At 75.5% G+C, this 19,162-nt stretch carries 15 protein-coding genes; 8 read left to right on the top strand and 7 right to left on the bottom strand.

The features are described 5' to 3' along the window. The first annotated feature begins 150 nt into the window (after positions 1 to 150). Both ACFWMZ_RS04375 and ACFWMZ_RS04370 read left to right on the top strand, forming a co-directional pair. Positions 151 to 1,824 carry a PucR family transcriptional regulator gene (locus ACFWMZ_RS04375; RefSeq protein ID WP_383179762.1) on the top strand — a complete coding sequence of 558 codons (1,674 nt, stop codon included), beginning with the start codon at positions 151 to 153 and terminating at the stop codon, positions 1,822 to 1,824. A gap of 592 nt (positions 1,825 to 2,416) precedes the next feature. Next, on the top strand, positions 2,417 to 3,220 hold the full coding sequence (locus ACFWMZ_RS04370) for a hypothetical protein (protein WP_383199470.1): 804 nt from the start codon (positions 2,417 to 2,419) through the stop codon (positions 3,218 to 3,220). Between the two features lie 18 nt (positions 3,221 to 3,238). Here the strand turns inward: ACFWMZ_RS04370 and ACFWMZ_RS04365 are convergent, their stop codons facing one another. Next, the gene (locus ACFWMZ_RS04365; RefSeq protein WP_383179767.1) at positions 3,239 to 4,027 is read right to left on the bottom strand and encodes a GntR family transcriptional regulator; all 789 of its coding nucleotides are present in this window, start codon (positions 4,025 to 4,027) and stop codon (positions 3,239 to 3,241) included. 183 nt (positions 4,028 to 4,210) lie between these two features. On the opposite strand from ACFWMZ_RS04365, the gene ACFWMZ_RS04360 reads away from it, so the two are divergent. Together ACFWMZ_RS04360 and ACFWMZ_RS04355 are read left to right on the top strand one after the other, a co-directional pair. Next, the gene (locus ACFWMZ_RS04360; RefSeq protein WP_383179770.1) at positions 4,211 to 5,083 is read left to right on the top strand and encodes a (2Fe-2S)-binding protein; all 873 of its coding nucleotides are present in this window, start codon (positions 4,211 to 4,213) and stop codon (positions 5,081 to 5,083) included. 204 nt (positions 5,084 to 5,287) lie between these two features. After that, entirely contained in the window at positions 5,288 to 6,349 is a 1,062-nt protein-coding gene (locus ACFWMZ_RS04355; protein ID WP_383179773.1) for a DUF2637 domain-containing protein, read from the top strand. Between the two features lie 190 nt (positions 6,350 to 6,539). On the opposite strand, the gene ACFWMZ_RS04350 is transcribed toward ACFWMZ_RS04355, so the two are convergent. Both ACFWMZ_RS04350 and ACFWMZ_RS04345 read right to left on the bottom strand, forming a co-directional pair. After that, positions 6,540 to 8,282 carry a pyruvate dehydrogenase gene (locus ACFWMZ_RS04350; protein ID WP_383179775.1) on the bottom strand — a complete coding sequence of 581 codons (1,743 nt, stop codon included), beginning with the start codon at positions 8,280 to 8,282 and terminating at the stop codon, positions 6,540 to 6,542. Positions 8,283 to 8,381: 99 nt separating this feature from the next. Further along, positions 8,382 to 10,661, bottom strand: a complete 2,280-nt coding sequence (locus tag ACFWMZ_RS04345; protein ID WP_383199468.1) for a protein phosphatase 2C domain-containing protein — start codon at positions 10,659 to 10,661, stop codon at positions 8,382 to 8,384. A 416-nt stretch (positions 10,662 to 11,077) separates the two neighbouring features. Between ACFWMZ_RS04345 and ACFWMZ_RS04340 the strand changes: the two genes are divergently transcribed. Next, entirely contained in the window at positions 11,078 to 12,070 is a 993-nt protein-coding gene (locus ACFWMZ_RS04340) for a helix-turn-helix domain-containing protein (protein ID WP_383179781.1), read from the top strand. Between the two features lie 90 nt (positions 12,071 to 12,160). Continuing rightward, the gene (locus ACFWMZ_RS04335; RefSeq protein ID WP_383199466.1) at positions 12,161 to 12,637 is read left to right on the top strand and encodes a DUF456 domain-containing protein; all 477 of its coding nucleotides are present in this window, start codon (positions 12,161 to 12,163) and stop codon (positions 12,635 to 12,637) included. Positions 12,638 to 12,659: 22 nt separating this feature from the next. Here ACFWMZ_RS04335 and ACFWMZ_RS04330 read toward each other — a convergent pair whose 3' ends face one another. The 3 genes from ACFWMZ_RS04330 to ACFWMZ_RS04320 all read right to left on the bottom strand — a co-directional run bounded on the left by ACFWMZ_RS04330 (position 12,660) and on the right by ACFWMZ_RS04320 (position 16,086). Next, the gene (locus ACFWMZ_RS04330; RefSeq protein WP_383199464.1) at positions 12,660 to 13,166 is read right to left on the bottom strand and encodes a methylated-DNA--[protein]-cysteine S-methyltransferase; all 507 of its coding nucleotides are present in this window, start codon (positions 13,164 to 13,166) and stop codon (positions 12,660 to 12,662) included. A 245-nt stretch (positions 13,167 to 13,411) separates the two neighbouring features. Next, on the bottom strand, positions 13,412 to 14,542 hold the full coding sequence (rsgA, locus tag ACFWMZ_RS04325) for a ribosome small subunit-dependent GTPase A (protein ID WP_383199462.1): 1,131 nt from the start codon (positions 14,540 to 14,542) through the stop codon (positions 13,412 to 13,414). A 332-nt stretch (positions 14,543 to 14,874) separates the two neighbouring features. Further along, positions 14,875 to 16,086 (bottom strand): cytochrome P450, encoded by a 1,212-nt coding sequence (locus ACFWMZ_RS04320; RefSeq protein ID WP_383179793.1) that lies wholly within the window; start codon positions 16,084 to 16,086, stop codon positions 14,875 to 14,877. A gap of 277 nt (positions 16,087 to 16,363) precedes the next feature. Between ACFWMZ_RS04320 and ACFWMZ_RS04315 the strand changes: the two genes are divergently transcribed. Next, on the top strand, positions 16,364 to 16,963 hold the full coding sequence (locus tag ACFWMZ_RS04315; RefSeq protein ID WP_383199460.1) for a flavodoxin family protein: 600 nt from the start codon (positions 16,364 to 16,366) through the stop codon (positions 16,961 to 16,963). Positions 16,964 to 16,996: 33 nt separating this feature from the next. On the opposite strand, the gene ACFWMZ_RS04310 is transcribed toward ACFWMZ_RS04315, so the two are convergent. Then, positions 16,997 to 17,899 (bottom strand): polysaccharide pyruvyl transferase family protein, encoded by a 903-nt coding sequence (locus ACFWMZ_RS04310; RefSeq protein WP_383199458.1) that lies wholly within the window; start codon positions 17,897 to 17,899, stop codon positions 16,997 to 16,999. Between the two features lie 209 nt (positions 17,900 to 18,108). Here ACFWMZ_RS04310 and ACFWMZ_RS04305 point away from each other — a divergent pair, with 209 nt between their 5' ends. After that, positions 18,109 to 19,116, top strand: a complete 1,008-nt coding sequence (locus tag ACFWMZ_RS04305; RefSeq protein WP_383179801.1) for an NAD-dependent epimerase/dehydratase family protein — start codon at positions 18,109 to 18,111, stop codon at positions 19,114 to 19,116. Positions 19,117 to 19,162 lie beyond the last annotated feature (46 nt).

Genomic DNA, 19,162 nt, shown 5'->3' with positions numbered 1-19,162 from the left:
GAACGGCGGAAAACGGTAACCTCGCCGTTTCGCCCCGGAAACCACAGACGCGGCCGAGCGGTGTGCGCTCAGCCCTGTCGGAGGCGTCCGGCGCGATACCTGCCCGACCCCTGTCCACCTGTTCCTGAACGAGAGATCGGCGGCGACGAGATGCGGCTGCGCGCCCTGCTTCGGACCGAAGGCCTCGGCCTGCGGCTGCTCGGCGGCGAGGACGAGCTGGACCGCACGGTCCGCGGTGTGATGACCACCGACCTGCGCGACCCCAGCCGCTACCTCTCCGGCGGCGAACTGGTCCTCACCGGACTGGCCTGGCGGCACGGCCCCGCCGACTCCGAGCCCTTCGTCCGCATCCTGGCGGGCGCCGGGGTGACCGCGCTCGCCGCGGGCGAGGCGGAGTTCGGGGCGGTCCCCGAGGACCTGGTGGCGGCCTGCCTCCAGCACCGGCTGCCGCTCCTCGCGGTCAACGAGTCGGTCGCCTTCGCCACCATCACCGAACACGTCGTACGCCGCGTCTCGGGCGAGCGCGCCGGGGACCTCGCCGCCGTCGTCGACCGGCACCGCCGGCTCATGACGGCCGGGCCCGCGGGCGGCGGCCCCGAGGTCGTCCTCGACCTGCTCGGCTCCGACCTGGACCTGCGGGCCTGGGTCCTCTCCCCCACCGGCCGACGCGTCGCCGGTCCCCGCGACCTCGCCCCGCTCCCCCACGAGACGGCCTCCCGGCTCGCCGCCGACGGCCTCGCCGCGGTCCGCGCCGGCCGGCGCAGGCCGGCGCGGACTAGCGTCGACGGGGAGCCGTACGCCCTCTTCCCGATCCGTTCCGCGCCCTCGGGCACGCCCCGGGGACCCGCCCTCGCCGACTGGCTGCTCGCGGTCCGCGCGGACGCCTCCGACTGGCCCGACGAGCGGCTCGACCTGCTCGACGGCGTCACCCAGCTCATCGCCGTGGAGCGCGACCGGCGCGACGCCGCCCGCACCGTCCGCCGCCGCCTCGCCGGCGAGGTCCTCGAACTGGTCCAGTCGGGCGCCGCTCCCGCCGAGATCGCCGCGCGGCTCCGGGTCGCCGCCCCCGTACTGCTGCCCGGCCTGGGCGCCGCCCCGCACTGGCAGGTGGTGGTCGCCGCCGCCGAGGGGCCCGGGGCGGGCGGCGGGCAGGCGGCCCAGGCGCTGCTGGAGGAGATCCTGGTGGCGCCGGACGCCGCCGGGCCCGAGGTGTCCGACCGGATCGCGGTGGCGCGCCTCGGCGAGGAGGCCGTCGCTCTGGTCCCGCTGCCCGCCGTGGCGGCCGACGGCGCGTCCACCGGCGACGCCGCGGACGGGCAGGCCCCGGAAGGGCTGGTCGCCGAGGAACTCCTCGACGCCGTACGGCTCCCGCTCTCGGCCGGGCTCGGCGACGGCGACCGGATCACGCTCGGGGTCAGCGCGGCGGTCCACTCGGCGGAGGGGCTGCGCGGCGCCCTGGAGGAGGCCCGGCACGCCCGCCGGGTCGCCGCCGCCCGGCCCGGCAGCGTCTGCGCGGCGGGGCACCAGGAGCTGGCCTCGCACGTCCTGCTGCTGCCGTTCGTGCCGGACGACGTCCGCCGCGCCTTCACCGCCCGCCTCCTCGACCCGCTCCGCGACTACGACCGCCGCCACCGCGCGGAGCTGGTCCCGACGCTGGAGGCGTTCCTCGACAGCGACGGGTCCTGGACGCGGTGCGCCGCCCGGCTTCATCTGCATGTCAACACCCTGCGCTATCGAGTGGGCAGGATCGAGCAGCTCACCGGCCGGGATCTGTCGCGTCTTGAGGACAAGCTCGATTTCTTCCTGGCGCTGCGGATGAGCTGAGCCCCTCGCGGGGGGCCGGGCAGGGGGTGCCGTTCGTGCTCTGGGCGCCCCCGGCTGGGTGCCGGCGGGCCGCTCCCCCCCCCGAGCCCGCCGGTCGAGGGCGACCCACCCCCCGACGGCGCCCGCCGGTGCCGGAGGCCCTTCGGCCCTGCCGCCCCTGAGACTCGCCGCTCCGCGCCTCATCGGCCTCAAGCGCCGGCCGGGCTCGAATGGCCTCAAGCGCCGGCCGGGCTCAAGTGGCCTCAAGCGCCGGCCGGGCTGGATTCCACCCAGGCGGACCTCGAACCGCCTGTGCTGAGCAGCAGCCAGCAGATAACCGCCGAGGTCAAGCCCAAGAACAGCCCGGCCGGCGCTTGAGGCCACTTGAGCCCGGCCGGCGCTTGAGGCCGCCCCGCCCGGCGCCCCGGCGCACACGGGAGCCCGGCACGCGCCGGTGATCAGGGGCGCGCCGGTGATCAGGGGCGCGCGCCAGCACACCCCCAAGGATTGTGAAATCTTTCACCCGACCCCTTGGCTGACCGCCACGTTCCGTGCTGAGATGCGGGCCACACTCAACGGCGCGCGTGGGGGAGGGAATGTGGCGGACACCGCCATGTCCGATACGGGTTCTCCGGAGGCCACTACAGGGCCGGACGGGCCGGGTCGCCCGGCCGGGCCGGCCCGGGAGGCGACCCGGACGGCGGTGTGGCGGCTGCGGTCCCGCGGCTGCTGGGCGGACGCGGCGGCCCTGCTCGCCAAGGCGCACGGCCCCGCCGCCGCGCTGGAGCGGACCGCGCTGCTGGTGGAGCGCTGCCTCTACACCGGGCGGGGCTGGTCCGAGGCGGAGGACGGGCTGCGCCAGGCCGAGGCGCTGGCCGGGACCGACGAGGAACGGGGCGCCGCCGCCTGCGAGCGCGGCCACCTCGCGTACGCCTCCACCGTCCTCGGGGTCCGCGACCGCGCCGACGAGGCGCGCTCCGCCCTCGGCCGGGCCGCGGCGCTGCTCACGCCCTCCGCTCCGGGCCGGGCCCTGCTCGACTACCGGCGCGGGCTGATCTCCGAGCACATCTCCGACTCTCCCCAGGCCGCCCGCGCCGCCTACCGCCGGGCGCACGCCGGAGCCACCACCCGCGACGACGCGCTGCTGCTCTCCTCCACCTGGCGGCACCTGGCCGGGTTGGCCCTGCGCGAGGGCGAGCTGGCGGAGGCGCGGCACGGTTTCACCCAGTCGCTGCTGCTCCGCGAGGAGCTGGGCTTCCTGGTCGGGACGGCACCCGCGCTGGCCTCTCTGGCGCGGACGGAGCCCGAGCCGGAGGCGTCCCGGCTGCTGGCCGAGGCGCGGCGGCTCTTCCGGCTGCTGGGCGGGGTGCCCACCTGGCTGGCCGACCAGCTGGCACCGGCCCCCGACCCCCTCTGACCGACCCTCCCGCAGGGGTCAGCGCGCGCCCGCGAAGTGCTCCCGGACCAGCGACTGGACCGCCGGGAGGTCACGGGTCGCCAGCGCTTCGAGGAGCGCGAGGTGCTGGGCGGCGTCGGCCACCAGGTCGGTGCGGCGCCGCGAGAGCGGGCCGGTGACCAGCGGCCACTGGGCGCGCCGGTGCAGGTCGGCGGCGACCGAGGTGAGCTGCCGGTTCCCCCCGAGCCCGAGGACGGCGCTGTGGAAGGCGCGGTCGGACTCGGCGTAGCGGGCCCGGTCGCCGGTCTCGGCGGCGGCGACGGTCGCCTCGGCCAGCGGCCGCAGCGCCGTCCACTGGTCGGCCGGGACCGAGTGGGCCAGCCGCAGCATGACGGGGATCTCGATGAGGGCGCGCACCTCGGCCAGTTCGGCCAGTTCGCGGGCGTCCCGCTCGATGACGCGGAAGCCGCGGTTGGGGACCACCTCGACGGCGCCCTCCAGAGCGAGCTGCTGCATGGCCTCGCGGACGGGCGTGGCGGAGACGCCGAAGCGTTCGGCGAGGCAGGGGGCGGAGTACACCTCGCCCGGCGTGAGGTCGCCCGCGACGAGGGCGGCGCGCAGGCCCTCGAGCACCTGGCCGCGTACGGACGCGCGCCGCAACGGGGTACGGGGGGCGGGCGGTTCGCTGTGGACGTGCTCGCCGCGCGCCGCGCCGGCCGGGCCGTCCGCGTCGCGGGCGGTCGGCTGGGCGGGGACGCGGGGGCGGGCCGCTTCCCCGGGGCGGTCCGGGGAGTGTGGTGTGGCGGCCCGGGGCAGGGCGTGCTCCACTCGGATTCCTCCTCCTCGCGGGGACCGCTGAAGACGTCGGCCGGGACGGGCGCCCCGGAGTGGCGAGCCGGGCGGCCGGTTCACCCGGATGCCTGCGACGAGGATAGGGCAAGGTCAGGATGGGGAACCCTGGGGTAAGGTAAGGCTTACCTGCAAACGATCGCGATTCGGTGGTCCTCCCGCATGTCCATCACCGCTCCGGCGCCCGACGCCCTCCGCCCCCTCCCGGCCTCCCCGATGGCCGCCGCGTACACCCGTCTGGCCGAGGTCTTCCCCTCGCTGCGCGTGGAAGAGGTCCGCCCGGGCGAAGCGCTTCCCGAGGGCACGGGGTGGACCCGGGCCGACCGGCTCGCGGCCGGCGGCGCGGAGCTGGACGCCTTCATCGCCTGGGACGAGGAGCAGGTCCTGCGGGACTACGGCCAGGCCGCCCGTCCCGACGTCATCGCCACCTTCGGTCTGCACCGGTACGCCTGGCCGGCCTGCCTGCTCGTCACCGTCCCGTGGTTCCTGCTGGGCCGGGTGCCGCGCTTCCCGGTGGACCAGGTGGCGTACGACCGGACCGAGGGCCGGATGGCGGTGCGCACCGCTACGTTCGCCTGCCTGCCGGACGACCCGGCGGCGGGGCTGCCCGGGGCCCAGGTGGTCGCGGACGAGGAGGCGCTGCGCGGTGAGGTGCGGGCGGCGGTCGCCGAGCACCTGGAGCCGCTGCTGGCCGGATTCGGTCCCCGGATGCGGCGGCGCGGCCGGGCCCTGTGGGGCATGGCCACCGACGAGATCGTCGAGAGCCTCTGGTACATCGGCCACCTCCTCGGCGAGGAGCAGCGGGCCATGACCGAGCTGGAGCGACTCCTTCCGGGCGCGACCCGGCCGTACGTGGGCACGGCGGCCTTCCGTGAGCTGACCGGCCCCAACGGCGAGGCTCTGCCGACCCGGGACCGGGCGAGCTGCTGCATGTTCTACACGCTGCGGCCCGAGGACACCTGCGTGACCTGCCCGCGCACCTGCGACACGGACCGCGTCAGCAAGCTGACGGCCACGGCCGCCACGACCGCCTGACGCCCCGGATCGCCGGGACTCCTCGGCGGCACCGCACCGGTTCGAACGCAACCCCCTTTCCTCATACGGATATTCGAGTTCAGCGGGGTGTTCCGAAGGGTAAGCCACCCCTTTGGCGTCCTCTTGTCCCGAAACCCTCTGCGCGGTGGTTCCCGTGCGCCACTATGGCGCCCGAACGCCCCACCGCTATGCAAGGGACCCCTGATGAGACTGACCGACATATCGCTTGACTGGCTGCTTCCCGGCGCCGTTCTGCTCCTGGGTGTGCTGGTCGCGGTGGCGGTTCTCGCGCGAGGGAAGCGTGCCGGGGCCAAAGCGGACGCCGACGACTCGTGGGAGCGCAGCGAGGAGCGCCGCAGGCGCAAGGAAGCCCTCTACGGCATGGCCTCCTACCTCCTGCTCTTCTGCTGCGCCGCCGTCGCGGCCGCCCTCTCCTTCCACGGGCTGGTCGGCTTCGGCCGGCAGAACCTCAACCTCTCCGACGGCTGGGAGTACCTGGTGCCGTTCGGCCTGGACGGTGCGGCGATGTTCTGCTCCGTGCTGGCCGTCCGGGAGGCCAGCCACGGCGACGCCGCCCTCGGCTCGCGGCTGCTCGTGTGGACGTTCGCCGGTGCCGCCGCCTGGTTCAACTGGGTGCACGCACCGCGCGGTCTGGGCCACGCGGGGGCGCCGCAGTTCTTCGCCGGGATGTCGCTGTCGGCGGCGGTCCTCTTCGACCGCGCGCTGAAGCAGACCCGGCGGGCGGCGCTGCGCGAGCAGGGTCTGGTGCCGCGGCCCCTTCCGCAGATTCGTATCGTCCGCTGGCTGCGGGCGCCCAGGGAGACGTACCAGGCCTGGTCCCTGATGCTGCTGGAGGGCGTGCGGTCGCTGGACGAGGCCGTGGACGAGGTCCGCGAGGACCGCCGGGAGAAGGTCCAGGACCGGACGCGCCGGCGGGACCAGCAGAAGATGGACCGGGCCCGGATCAAGGCGCTCGCCCGCAGCCAGCGCACCGTCTGGGGCGGGCGGCGCGGCGGCGCCCAGGTGGAACTGGCCCCCGCCGGGACCCCGGCGGTGCCGCAGCAGCTCGCGGACCCCGCCATATCGGCGCCGGAGCAACTGCCGGTACGCGGCCGTCCCTCCCTGCAAGCCGTGACGGGAGCTGACGCCGCGGGCCAGCCGCAGGCCAGGACCGTCGACCTCACCGCCGAGGACGACACCCAGGCCCTGCCCCGGCTCGATTCGCTGGAGCAGAAACTGAAGGACCTGGAGCAGCAGTTCGGCTGAGCCTCGTCCCGTGTTCCGCGCCCGGAGGGGGCGGCCACCGAGAGATCGGGGGCCGCCCCCTCCGCCGTGCCCGAGGACTCCGCCGCGCCCGAAGGCTCAGCCCACTGCCCCAGTTCGGACCAGACAGCCTTGCCCACTTTGTGCCGCCGGACGCCCCAGTCGTGTACTGGCGGGACTTCGCAGGCGGCCCCTAGGGCCGGGGAATGTTGCGCAGGTTGGAGCGGGCCATCTGGAGCATCTTGCCGACGCCGCCGTCCAGGACCATCTTGCTGGCGGAGAGGGCGAACCCGGTGACCATCTCGGCCTTGATCTTCGGCGGGATGGAGAGGGCGTTCGGGTCGGTGACGATGTCCACCAGGGCGGGCCCGTCGTGTTTGAAGGCGTCCTTGAGGGCGCCCGCGAGCTGCTTGGGCTTCTCTACGCGTACGCCGTAGGCGCCGCAGGCGCGGGCCACGGCGGCGAAGTCCGGGTTGTGATTGGTGGTGCCGAAGGCCGGCAGCCCGCCGACCAGCATCTCCAGTTCGACCATGCCCAGCGAGGAGTTGTTGAAGAGGACGACCTTCACCGGCAGGTTGAGCTGGACCAGGGTGAGGAAGTCGCCCATCAGCATGGAGAAGCCGCCGTCGCCGGACATCGAGACGACCTGCCGGTCCCGCTCGACCATCTGCGCGCCGATCGCCTGTGGCAGGGCGTTGGCCATGGAGCCGTGGCTGAACGAGCCGATGACGCGCCGCTTGCCGTTGGGCGTGATGTAGCGGGCCGCCCAGACGTTGTTCATGCCGGTGTCGACGGTGAAGACGGCGTCGTCGGCGGCGAGTTCGTCGAGGACCGAGGCGACGTACTCGGGGTGGATCGGGACGTGCTTGTCGACCTTGCGGGTGTAGGCGCGGACCACACCCTCCAGCGCCTCGGCGTGCTTCTTCAGCATCCGGTCCAGGAAGCGGCGGCTGGACTTGGTCCGCACCAGCGGGGTGAGGCAGCGCAGCGTCTCGCGGACGTCGCCCCAGATGGCGAGGTCGAGCTTGGAGCGGCGGCCGAGGTGCTGGGGGCGTACGTCGACCTGGGCGATCTTCACGTCGTCGGGGAGGAAGGCGTTGTACGGGAAGTCGGTGCCGAGCAGGATCAGCAGGTCGCACTCGTGGGTGGCCTCGTAGGCGGCGCCGTAGCCGAGCAGGCCGCTCATGCCGACGTCGAAGGGGTTGTCGTACTCGATCCACTCCTTGCCGCGCAGGGCGTGGCCGACCGGGGCCTTGAGCTTCTCGGCGAACTCCATGACCTCGTCGTGGGCGCCGGCGGTGCCGCTGCCGCAGAAGAGGGTGACCTTCTCCGCCTTGTCGATCATGTCGACCAGCTTGGCGATCTCGCTCTCGCCGGGGCGGACGCTGGGGCGTTCGGTGACCAGCGCGGATTCGATGGACTTCTCGGGGGCGGGCTTGTCGGCGATGTCGCCGGGCATGGTGACGACGCTGACGCCGCCCTGGCCGATGGCGTTCTGGATGGCCGTCTGCAGGAGCCGGGGCATCTGCTCGGGGTTGGAGATCATCTCGCAGTAGTGGCTGCACTCGCGGAACAGCAGCTCCGGGTGGGTCTCCTGGAAGTAGCCGAGCCCGATCTCGCTGGAGGGGATGTGGGAGGCGAGGGCGAGCACCGGCGCCATCGAACGGTGCGCGTCGTAGAGGCCGTTGATCAGGTGGAGGTTGCCGGGGCCGCAGGAGCCGGCGCAGGCGGTGAGCTGGCCGGTGATCTGGGCCTCGGCTCCGGCCGCGAAGGCGGCGGCCTCCTCGTGCCTCATGTGCACCCAGTCGATGCCGGGGGTGCGCCGGACGGCGTCCACGACGGGGTTGAGGCTGTCGCCGACCACGCCGTACATCCGCTTCACCCCCGCACGGACGAGGATGTCGACGAACTGCTCGGCGACGTTCTGCTTGGCCATGCCTCACGCACCCCATTTCCCGCACCTGTGCGGCTCGGACGGATTCACCGGGTCCCGCATCGGGTACCCGGTGGATCCATCAAGTCACGGGGCGGGCGCTCACGCCTCCCAGACGGCGGCCGCCGTACGGTCGTCGGCGTACCCCTTCACCCGCAGGCGGGCGTCGGCGAGGAACCCGTCGAGGCCGGGCGGAGCCCCTTCGCCCCAGCGTGCGCGGAGCCGTTCGGCGAAGGCGGGCTCCTCGCGCAGGGGCGCGGCGAGACCTGCGGTGCTCAGCAGCAGAACGTCACCCGGGCGGGCTACCGGGGCGCGGAAGCGGAAGGGCTCGCGGACCGGTTCGACCGCCGGCTCCCAGGGGCCGGGCGGCACCGCGATACCGAGGTCCATGGTGATCCGCTCACCCCCCTCCGCCTCCGGGCGGGGCGCACCGCCGCGCTCCTCCGCGCGTGGGTAGGGATCAAGGTCCTGCCAGGCGCCGTCGCGCAGCCGGTGCAGGCCGCCGTCGCCGACGCCGAAGAAGACCCGGGTGGTGCGGGCCGGGTCGGCGGGGAGCAGCAGGCAGCGCAACGAGGCCGTGTACGCCTCCGGTTCGACGCCCAGCTCGGCGGCGCGTGCCCGCAGCCGGCCCAGGGCGTGGTCGGTCAGCCGGTGCAGGCCGGAAGCGAGTTCGGCGCGCCGGCCGTCCCGCAGGTCGCCCGCCAGGCGGGGGTGGCTGCGCCCCACGGCACGGGCGATCCACCGGCACGCCTCGGTGGCCGCCCGGTGCGTGCCGGTGCCGGTGCGGGACCCGGTGGCCACCGCCAGCAGGACCACGGCGTCCTGGCCGGTGCCGAAACGGGCGGTCAGCAGCGTGTCCCGGCGGGGCTCGCCCCGGAACCGGGCGGAGTCGCCGCGCAGCGAGACGGCCCGCACGGTGAGAGAGCCGTGGCGGCCGCCGTCCAGGACCGTGTCCGGGGTGAGCTGGTCCAGGTGGTCGGGGTCGGCCGCGGGCAGCCCGGCGGGCTCGGCGTCGTAGGTGGGCGGGCCGTCGCCCACGTACGGGGGTTCCGGTACGAGGCCGGGCCGGGGCCTGCCCGCGGGGAGCCGCCCGGCCGGGGGCCGCTGCTCGCGCGGCGGGCGCTGATCGGCGGCGGGAGTGGTGGGGGCGGGGGCTGAGGGGCGTTCCTTGCGGCGGTGCCAGCGACGGGACGGGAGGCGGTCCGGGGCGGGGGGCGGCTCCGCCGCGAGGGGTTCGGGGGCGGCCATGGCTTCCTTCGCCTCGGGGGCCGGGTCCGGCGCGCGGGCTGCGGCCCCGGGACTGGCGGGAGGTGCGGCTCCGCCGTCGGTGGGCCCGGGCGGCGGAGTGTCGGAGGAAGGCGTGGGCGGAGGCGGGGTCTCCGCGTCGGGGCAGCCGTCGGTGAAGGGGGTCGGGGTGGTCGGGGGCTTGGCCGCCGCGGCGCCGGGGGGCTCGCCGGGGTCCCCGCCGGAGGCGCTCCAGATGAGGTCCGGCGCGAGGCGGGGGGCCGGTGCCAGGCGGGGGCCGGTGCGGGGGTCGGACGCCAGGGCCGGACCCCGGTCCGTACCGGGCGGGTCGGACTCTTCTGTCCCGCTCTGGCGTGAGGGAGCCGGTACGTCGCCCGGGCGGAGGCGGACCGGACCGGCCTCGGCGCGAGGAGCGTCGGACGGCGCGTCAGGCGCCTCCGTGCCCGCAACCCGGACCGGGCCCGGATTCCGGCCCGGACGGGACTGGTCGGAGCCGTCGGACCCACTCGGGCGTGAGGAAGCCGGTACCTCTCCTGAGCGGGCGGGGTCCGCTTCAGCGCGGGAGCCGGCGGCTTCCCGAGGAGCGTCCGCTCCTGTCCAGGGGGCACCCGCCGAGGGGCGCCCGGCCGGGACCTCCGGCGTGCTCCGGGGCGGGGCGGCCTGGGCGGCCGCGCCGGGAACACCAGGCGAGCCCTGCCCCGGGAGAACGGGGGCGCTGTCCGCAGCGCCGTCCAGCGGGTCCCGTACCGGCTCGTCCCGGATTTCGCCCGCCGTCGCCGCCCGGTCCCCCGCCGCCTCCGGAGAAGAGGCGTCCGCTCCGCCGGGCGCACCACCGGAGCCCTCGCTCGACGTCCCGGAGTCGCCCCCGGCCTCCCTCGACGGCCCGTCAGCGCTCTCACCGGCTGCGGGCGGCCGCTCCCGCCAGGCTCGCGGCAGCTCCGGGACGGGGTCGTCGGGCGGGGCCGTCGGCTGGTGCGGGACGCCTCCGAGGGTGCCGGAGGCCGAGGCGAACCGGTCGTCGAGGCTGTCCTCGGCCGGGGCCGGGCCGGTGTCCTCGGCGACCTCGTCGTACAACTGCGCCCACCAGGCGTCCTCCTGGGCCGAGGTGCCGGTGGGCCTGTCCCCCTGCTGACTCATGCCCTTATTGTCCACCGCACAGGGCGCCGGAAAACGGGGGAGGCGGAGTTTTCGGCCCCGTCCGCCGACGGGACCCGGCGACCGCCGAGCGGCCCCACCCCCCACGGGAAGGCCGCCCGGCGGCGTCGGCACGACCCGGCCGAGGCGCATCTCAGGTGCGCGTCGGGACATGCGGGCGGCGGCGTGTTCCCTCCCCTTGCCGGCGGGAGCGGGTACGCGGCCCGAGTGGGCGCACGGGTGCTCCGGCGGTGAGACGGGGAGGGTCGCCGCAGGCCCGGCCGGTGCCGGGTCGCGGTGCGGACACAGTGGCAGACAGTTCGGCGCTGCGGGGATGATGGGCCCAGGCGGGTTTGTGCCGTGGCTGGTTTCCGCCAGTCGGCGGTCCCGCCGGTGAACGACCGGGGAGGGGAGCGGCGATGCTCGCGGCGATAGGTCTGGACGAGCGGCACGAGGCGGCGTACCGCGTGCTGGTGGCGGTCGGGGTGGCGGAGGTGCCGGAGCTGGCGCACCGCCTGGCGCTCGACGAGGCGGAGGCGGCACGGGTGCTGCGCAGACTGGAGCAGCACGGTCTGGCGGCCCGTTCGACGGCCACGGCCGGGCGGTGGGTGGCCGCTCCGCCGGGGGTGGCGCTCGGCGCGCTGGTGACGCAGCGCCGCCACGAGCTGGACCGGGCCGAGCTGGCCGCGGCACTGCTGGCGCAGGAGTTCCGGGCCCAGGCGACCGAACCGGCGGTGCAGGACCTGGTGGAGGTGGTGACCGGGGCGGCCGCGGTCTCGCAGCGCTTCCTGCAGATGCAGTACGGCGCCACGCGCGAGGTGTGCGCGCTGGTGACCGGTACTCCGGTGGCCGTCACCGGTCAGGACAACGCGGCGGAGGACCAGGCGGCGGACCGGGGCGTGACGTACCGGGTGGTGCTGGAGCGGGAGGTGATCGCCGGTCCGGTGGGGCTGCGCCAGGTGACCGAGGCGATGGGCCGCGACGAGCGGGTGCGGGTGGTGGACCGGGTGCCGACCAAGCTGGTGATCGCGGACAACTCGCTGGCGATGGTGCCGCTCACCTCCCGCGGCGCGGTGGCTCCCGCGGCGCTGGTGGTGCACGCCAGCGGGCTGCTGGAGTCCCTGTCGGGGCTGTTCGAGGCGGTCTGGCGGGACGCGCTGCCGCTGCGGCTGGGTACCGATGGCCCGGTCGAGGAAGAGCCGGACGGGCCGGACGTGACGGATCTGGAGATCCTGTCGCTGCTTCTGGCGGGGCTGACCGACGTGAGCGTGGCCAAACAGCTCGACCTGGGGCTGCGGACGGTCCAGCGCAAGGTGAAGCGGCTGATGGAGCTGGCGGGGGTGACGACGCGGCTCCAGCTGGGCTGGCACGCGTACGAGCGCGGCTGGGTGGCGCGGGGCCCGCGCGGCTGACCGCACCGGCCGCTGCGCCACCCGGGCGGCGGGGCGCCCGGACGCCCCGCCCGGCCTGCGCCCGGCGGCGGGGGCGCGCAGGCTGGGTCAATGGGTGCCTGGGAGCTGCTGCTGGTCGGGGTGGTGATGATGCTGGGCCTCGGGGGTGTGCTGGTGCCGGGCCTGCCGGGCACCTGGCTGGTGTGGGCGGCGACCCTGTGGTGGGCGCTCCAGGACCGGTCGCCGTCGGCCTGGTGGGTGCTGGTCGGCGCGTCGGTGCTGCTGCTGGTCGCCCAGGCGGTGCGCTGGCAGTTGCCCGCCCGCTCCGGCAACCCGATGGGGGCGCGGCTGGCCCAGTGGGCGGGGTGGGGCGCGCTCGTCGGGTTCGTGGTGGTGCCGGTGGCGGGGGCGATTCCGGGGGCGCTGGTGGGGCTGTACGTGGCCGAGCGGGTGCGGCTCGGCCGCTGGGACGACGCCGCCGCCTCGGTCCGGGACGTGCTGCGGCGGGGCGGCTGGAACGTCCTGGTCGAACTCTTCGCCTGCCTGCTCGTGGCGGGCGCCTGGGTGGGGGCGCTGGTGTGGGGATGAGTGCGGGGGACGGGCGCCCCGGTCAGCCGGTGGGCGCGGCGGTCCGGGCGCCTTCCAGGCCGAGCAGCCAGGTCTTGCGTTCCAGTCCCCCGGCGTACCCGGTGAGCGACCCGTCGGCGCCGACGACCCGGTGGCAGGGGCGTACCACCAGCAGCGGGTTGGCGCCGACGGCGCCGCCCACGGCGCGGACGGCGGGGCGGGTGGCGCCGATGCGCGCGGCGAGCTGCCCGTAGCTGACGATGGTGCCGTACGGGATCTCGTCGAGCGCCGCCCAGACCCGCGCCCGGAAGGGGGTGGCGGGCGGGGTGCCGAGGCGCAGGGTGAAGTGGTCGCGGTCCCCGGCGAAGTACTCGTCCAGTTCGTGGCGGGCCTGGGCGAAGGGGGCCTCGTCGTGGACGGCTCCGGGAGCCGGTACTCCCTTGGCGCCGGGTGCGCCGGGGACGGTCAGCGACGTGAGGGCGCCGGTGGCGTCGCAGGTGAGGAGGAGGGCGCCGAGCGGTCCGGCGTGGGTGGTCCAGTACGCGGTCATCGTTCTTCCCTGGCGTGCGGGTGGCGCCCGGCCGGGGCGGCGGGCACCTCCAGTGTGCCGAGCCCGGTGGCGAGGGGCTGGCGGAAAAACGACATGGCGTTTCCCGGTGCGGCGGGCGCCCGGTGGGCGGGGCCGCCCTGGCCCGCCGGTCCTGCCGCCACGGCGGACCGGCGGGCCCCGAGGGCCCGGGGACGCCCCGGGCCCTCGCGTGCCGGGCCTCTCGCCGGGCCCGGCACGGGTATCGGTCAGCGGATGCGGCCGCGCTTGGCCTCGGCGGCGGCCCGGCCCTCGGCGCCCTTGATCCGCCACTCGCGGCGGATCTCCTGGCGGAGCCGCGCGTCGGTCTTGGCGACGATGCGCTGGTTCTCCCGCTGGAGCTTGCGGTAGCTCTCCAGCCGCCGTACCGGCAGGTCGCCGGTGTCGAGGGCGGCGAGGACGGCGCAGCCCGGTTCGCTGTGGTGCGCGCAGTCCTGGAAGCGGCACTTCCGTGCGTACTCCTCGATCTCGGCGAAGACCCGTTCCACGCCGGTGCCCGCGTCCCACAGTCCGACGCCGCGCAGGCCCGGGGTGTCGATGAGGGTGCCACCACCGGGCACGGTCAGCAGGTTGCGGGTGGTGGTGGTGTGGCGGCCCTTGCCGTCCATGTCGCGGACGGCCTGCACCTCCATGGCCTCCTCGCCGATCAGGGAGTTGGCCAGGGTGGACTTGCCCGCGCCGGACTGGCCGAGCAGGACGGTGGTACCGGAGGCGACGAGCGCGGCGAGGCGGTCGAGGCCGGTGCCCTCGGAGCCGCTGACGGCGAGGACGGTGACGCCGGGCGCGGCCCGCTCGACGTCGGCGACGAGGTGGCCGAGGGCGGCCGGATCCGGCACCAGGTCGGCCTTGGTGAGGGCGACCAGAGGTTCGGCGCCGGACTCCCAGGCGAGCGCGGTGAAGCGTTCGACCCGGGCCAGGTCGAGTTCGGCGGCGAGGGAGACGGCGATCACGGCGCGGTCGATGTTGGCGGCGAGCACCTGGCCGTCGGAGCGCTTCGAGGAGCCGGAGCGGACGAAGGCGGTGCGGCGCGGCAGGTACGCGCGGACGTAGCGCGGGGTGGCGCCCTCGGGGTCGAGGGCGGCCCAGTCGCCGGTGCAGACGACCTTCATCGGGTCGCGGGGCACGACGAACGCCGTGTCGGCGCGGACGGTGCCGTCCGGTGTGACGACGTCGCACCGGCCCCGGTCGACGCGGATGACCCGGCCGGGGACGAGGCCGCGAGCGGCGTACGGGCGGAAGGCGTCCTGCCAGGCGGCGTCCCAGCCGTACGGGACGAGCGAGGCGAGGGCGGCGGAGGCGGTGGAGCGGGAGGAGACCTGACGGGAAGCGGGGAGAGACAAGGGGGGACCCTTCGAGGGGCAGCCCCGGCGGGCGTCGTACGGGCCGGTCGTTACCGGCCGGTCGCCCGGGGGCGGCGGGTGAGAGTAGCGGCACGCTGAGTGCGGGCGAGGCCCGTCTCGATCTCGACAGCCATCGGTCACACCTCCCGGTTCGTACGACGTGGGGACGGTGGCGGCGCGTCTGCGCGCGGCCACCGCCGTGAACTGTGAGGACCGTAGCCCGGGCCGCCCTGAGGGGGCCACAGGTTTTTCACGGCCCCGCGCCCCCGCCGCCTTTCCGGCGGCCGGTCGCCCCAGGAGCGTCCCCGTCTCCGACCCTGCGGGCGGTGGCCTCAGCCGTGCACCTCCATGACGAACCCGCTGCGGGGCGCCGTGGGCACCCGGCTCAGCGGGATGCGCAGGTCCTGGTCGGGGACGGTGTACTCCAGCCGGGCGAGGGCGGGGGCGAGGGCGGCGAGGACGGCAAGGGTGACGTCCTCGCCCGGGCAGCGGTGCCCCGCGCCGACGTCGCCGCCGCCCTGCGGGACGAGTTCGTCCCGGCCAGGCTCGCGGCCGGTGAACCGCTCGGGCTCGAAGGAGTAGGGGCGGGGCCAGAGCGCGGGGTCGTGGTTCTGCCCGTGGAGGTCGAGCAGGACCATGGTCCCCTCCGCGAAGCGCACCCCCTCCCACTCCAGGTCGCGGGCGGCGAGCCCGCCCACGAACGGCGCGAACGGGTAGAAGCGGCGCACCTCGTGGCCGAACGCGCGGGCCTCCTCGGGGCCGCCCTCGGCGAGGAAGGCCCGGAGCCGGGGCCACCGGTGCAGGGCGTGCGCGGCGAAGACCGTGTACCAGGTGACCGCCACCGTCGGCCGCAGGACGTTGAGGAGTTCGACGGCGGCCGTCCGCGGGTCGAGCAGTTGCCCGTCGGCGTCCCGGTGGACGGCGACCGCGTGCGCCACCGAGGTGCCCGGCTCCCCGCTGAGCCGGAGCTTCTCGATCTCCCGGGCGAAGTGCTCCTCCTGGCGGGCCCGGGCCCGGCGGGCGCGGAAGTGCCGGGGGCCCGCGGTGGCGAAGCCGTCGACCATGGCGAGGAGGTCGCGGGCGACTGCGGGCGCCTCGTGCGGCTGCTGCGGGACGCCGGCCCAGGCGCAGACGGCGCGGGTGAGGACGAGGCCGACCTCGTCGAAGAGGACCACCGGCGGGCCCCCCTTCCATTCCGCGACCCCCGCCAGCCACTTCCCCTCCACCTCGGCGGCGAGTTCGGCCACCCGGCCACCGTCCTTGAGGAGGGAGGTGAACATCGCCTTGCGCACCCGGTGCGCCTCGCCGTCGAGCGTGTGGACCGCGCCCTGGCCGAAGAGGGTGTCGATGACCGGCTCGGGCAGCGCGGACCGGCGGCGTACGTGGTCCTCGTCGTAGAAGAAGGCGACCGCGGCGGGCCCGTGCAGGGCGACGGCGGGCTTGCCGAGGAGCCGGGTGCGCACCGGCGCCCCGCCGGTTCGGCGGAACTTGTCGGGGAGCCAGGCGTATCCCTGGGTGAGCAGGGGGAGCGTGCTGTCGAACATGGGGGTCCTCCCGGGCGCCCTGGCGAGGGGGCCGGTGTCGCTCGTGCGGGTCTGGTCGCCTCTCGGGTGTGGTGTCCCGGGTGCCCGTCCTCGGCGACGCCATGCGCGGCGGCGGGGTGAACCGTGCGCCGACGACGGCTCGCGGTGTGCGGGGGCGCCCCACGCATCAGCCGCCGCCGAGCGGGTACCCAGCCGGGACACCTCCCGTCTCCGGCGCCACGCCAGGGGGAGGACCCGGCGACCCGCGAAAACCCTGCGAAGGAAGAGGAAGCCCCCGATGCGCGCTCTGGCCCTGGTCTGCAGTCTCAACGCCTCCCCCGCCGCCTCCAGCAGCCATCACCTGGCCGACCAGGTGATGACCGAGCTGGCGTCCCACGGGGTCACCGGGGAGACGGTGCGGGTGGCCGACCACTCCGTCCTGCCGGGGGTCGCCCAGGACCTGGGCGAAGGGGACGACTGGCCGGCGCTCCGGGAGAAGGTGCTGGCCGCCGACATCCTGGTGCTGGCGACCCCGATCTGGCTGGGGCACCCCTCAAGCGTCTGCCAGCGGGTCCTCGAACGGCTGAACGCCGACACCACGGAGACCGGTGAGGACGGACGTCCCCTGATGTACGGCAAGGTCGCGGCCGTCGCCGTGGTGGGCAACGAGGACGGCGCCCACAAGGTGAGCGCCGACGCCTTCCAGGGCCTCAACGACGTGGGCTTCACCCTGGCGGCCGGCGCCGTCACGTACTGGGTCGGGGAAGCCATGCACGGCACCGACTACCAGGACCTGGACGAGACGCCGGAGGCGGTGGACGGCACCACGCGCGCCCTCGCCGCCAACGCCGCGCACCTGGCGCGCCTCCTCTCCGACGCCCCTTACCCGGCGGGCTGACCCGCCGGGGCGGCTCGGCCGGGCCGCCCCGGCTCAGACTCCCGGCCCCATGAGCCGGGCTCTGCGGCGGGCGGCGTCCCGGCCCGCCGGGGAGAGGCACCACGCCCACCACCGGTCGAGGAGCCGCTCGCAGACCGTGTCCGCCGTCAGGGTGGCGGGCCAGCGCAGCGCGCGGGCCTGGGCGCTCACCTTGGCGCCGCCCGCCACCGGGTCGACCGCCAGCACGGGCACTCCGGCCCGCAAGGAGAGCACCAGGCCGTGCAGGCGGGTGGTGAGGACCAGGTCCCACCCGCCGACGAGGGCGAGGAACTGCTCCGGCGTGGCGCACAGGCGCCAGTCCCCGGAGTCCAGCCGGGTCTCGGCGGGCACCCGCGCGCAGTCCCGGCCCCCCACCCAGCGTTCCAGCAGCGCGCCGACGGCCTCGTGGCGGCGCGCCGCCCCGTACTCCCCCTGCCCCCCGGTCAGGACGACGCCGACGACGGGCGGCGGCGGGCCGAGGGGCGCGCGGACCGAGAGGTCCGCCCGGGGCCTGCCCACGCCGTCCCGGGCGACGACCAGGTCGAAGCCGGCCACCTCCGGCGCGTCCGGGTCGACGACGCTGACGTCGACCGCGAGGCGGCGGCAGCGCGCGTAGCGCCGGTGGAGCGCCTTGATCTGCTCGCCGTGCAGCGGCCCGCAGACGAAGAGCAGGTGGCCGTACTCGTCGGGCTCGGCGGCGTCCAGGTGCAGGGCGTCGGCCCGGAAGCCCGCGCTCCACGCGGTGTCGTGGGCGATCCCCGCCCGGGTCAGAGCCTCCTGCGCCGCGCGCAGGGCGAGCACGTCCCCGGCGGTCACCTCGCCGTCCTCGAAGCTGAACCACCCCGTGATCAGCAACCGCTGAGGGCCGTCAGGGTGGTCACGCAGCGTGGCGATCACTTCGTCCATCGGATCGGTCACGACATCACTCCAGTTCAGAGGGGGTGAGCGGTGCTCACGTCGAGGTACGAGGCGTAGCAGAGCGGAATTCGGGCCTGCCGGGCGACGTGTGGACCGCCGCTGTACGGGCACCCGGTGCGGATGCCGCGGTCACCGCTCCCGCGAGGCGGCCCGCCCCTCCTGCCTACCCCTCCCTCCCTCTCCCTCTCTCGTGCGAAAGAAGGACGGACATGTCACCGAAGCTCACGCGCAGCGACTGGCGGCGCGCCCTGGTGACCGGCGGCGCCGGATTCCTCGGCTCGCACCTGTGCGAACGGCTGCTCGACTCGGGCGCCGAGGTCGACTGCGCCGACAACCTGCTCTCGGGCGACGTCGGCAACGTCGCCCACCTGGCCGGGCGCCCGGGCTTCCGGTTCGTCGAGTGCGACCTGGCCTCCCCGCGGTGCGCCGAGGAGCTCCCCGGCCCCTACGACCTGGTCCTGCACTTCGCCTGCCCGGCCTCCCCCGTCGACTACCTGCGGCATCCGTTGGAGACCCTGGACGCGGGCAGCAGCGGTACGCGCCACGCCCTGGCCCTCGCCGAGCGGGACGGCGCGCGGTTCCTGCTCGCCTCGACCTCCGAGGTGTACGGCGACCCTCTGGTCCACCCGCAGCGCGAGGACTACTGGGGCAACGTCAACCCGGTCGGCCCGCGCAGTGTGTACGACGAGTCGAAGCGCTTCGCCGAGGCCCTGGTGACCGCGCACGCGGCGGTGCGCGGCACCGACGCGGGCATCGTGCGGATCTTCAACACCTACGGCCCCCGGATGCGTACCCACGACGGCCGTGCCGTGCCGACCTTCGTCCGTCAGGCGCTGGCCGGCGAGCCGGTCACCGTGGCGGGGGACGGCAGCCAGACCCGGTCACTGTGCTTCGTCGAGGACACCATCGACGGCGTGCTGCTGGTGGCCGGGAGCCGCTCGGTACGCCCGGTGAACATCGGCGGGAGCGACGAGGTGACGGTGCGGAAGATCGCCGAGAAGATCGTGGAACTCACCGGCTCCCGCTCCTCCCTCACCTTCGTCGACCGGCCGGTGGACGACCCCGAGCGGAGAAGGCCCGACACGGCACTCGCCCGTGAACTCCTCGGTTGGGAACCGGTGGTCGGCTGGGAGGAAGGACTCAAGCGCACGATCGCCCACTACGCGGGGCCTCCCGGCGGCGACACCGCCGCTCTCATCGACCGGCGCGGCACCTGACCACGCGGACCGCCCGCCCCGCTCACGTCGTCACGTTGGAGTTCTC

The sequence above is a fragment of the Streptomyces sp. NPDC058373 genome, assembly GCF_042723275.1.
Classification (GTDB): Bacteria; Actinomycetota; Actinomycetes; order Streptomycetales; family Streptomycetaceae; genus Streptomyces.
This window is presented reverse-complemented; position numbering and strand designations above follow the sequence as displayed.

Excerpts from the sequence above, each read along its gene's own strand:
- ACFWMZ_RS04375 (WP_383179762.1), top strand. The coding sequence starts at position 151 with ATGCGGCTGCGCGCCCTGCTTCGGACCGAAGGCCTCGGCCTGCGGCTG.
- ACFWMZ_RS04370 (WP_383199470.1), top strand. The coding sequence starts at position 2,417 with ATGTCCGATACGGGTTCTCCGGAGGCCACTACAGGGCCGGACGGGCCG.
- ACFWMZ_RS04360 (WP_383179770.1), top strand. The coding sequence starts at position 4,211 with ATGTCCATCACCGCTCCGGCGCCCGACGCCCTCCGCCCCCTCCCGGCC.
- ACFWMZ_RS04355 (WP_383179773.1), top strand. The coding sequence starts at position 5,288 with ATGAGACTGACCGACATATCGCTTGACTGGCTGCTTCCCGGCGCCGTT.
- ACFWMZ_RS04350 (WP_383179775.1), bottom strand. The coding sequence starts at position 8,282 with ATGGCCAAGCAGAACGTCGCCGAGCAGTTCGTCGACATCCTCGTCCGT.
- ACFWMZ_RS04345 (WP_383199468.1), bottom strand. The coding sequence starts at position 10,661 with ATGAGTCAGCAGGGGGACAGGCCCACCGGCACCTCGGCCCAGGAGGAC.
- ACFWMZ_RS04340 (WP_383179781.1), top strand. The coding sequence starts at position 11,078 with ATGCTCGCGGCGATAGGTCTGGACGAGCGGCACGAGGCGGCGTACCGC.
- ACFWMZ_RS04335 (WP_383199466.1), top strand. The coding sequence starts at position 12,161 with ATGGGTGCCTGGGAGCTGCTGCTGGTCGGGGTGGTGATGATGCTGGGC.
- ACFWMZ_RS04330 (WP_383199464.1), bottom strand. The coding sequence starts at position 13,166 with ATGACCGCGTACTGGACCACCCACGCCGGACCGCTCGGCGCCCTCCTC.
- ACFWMZ_RS04320 (WP_383179793.1), bottom strand. The coding sequence starts at position 16,086 with ATGTTCGACAGCACGCTCCCCCTGCTCACCCAGGGATACGCCTGGCTC.
- ACFWMZ_RS04315 (WP_383199460.1), top strand. The coding sequence starts at position 16,364 with ATGCGCGCTCTGGCCCTGGTCTGCAGTCTCAACGCCTCCCCCGCCGCC.
- ACFWMZ_RS04305 (WP_383179801.1), top strand. The coding sequence starts at position 18,109 with ATGTCACCGAAGCTCACGCGCAGCGACTGGCGGCGCGCCCTGGTGACC.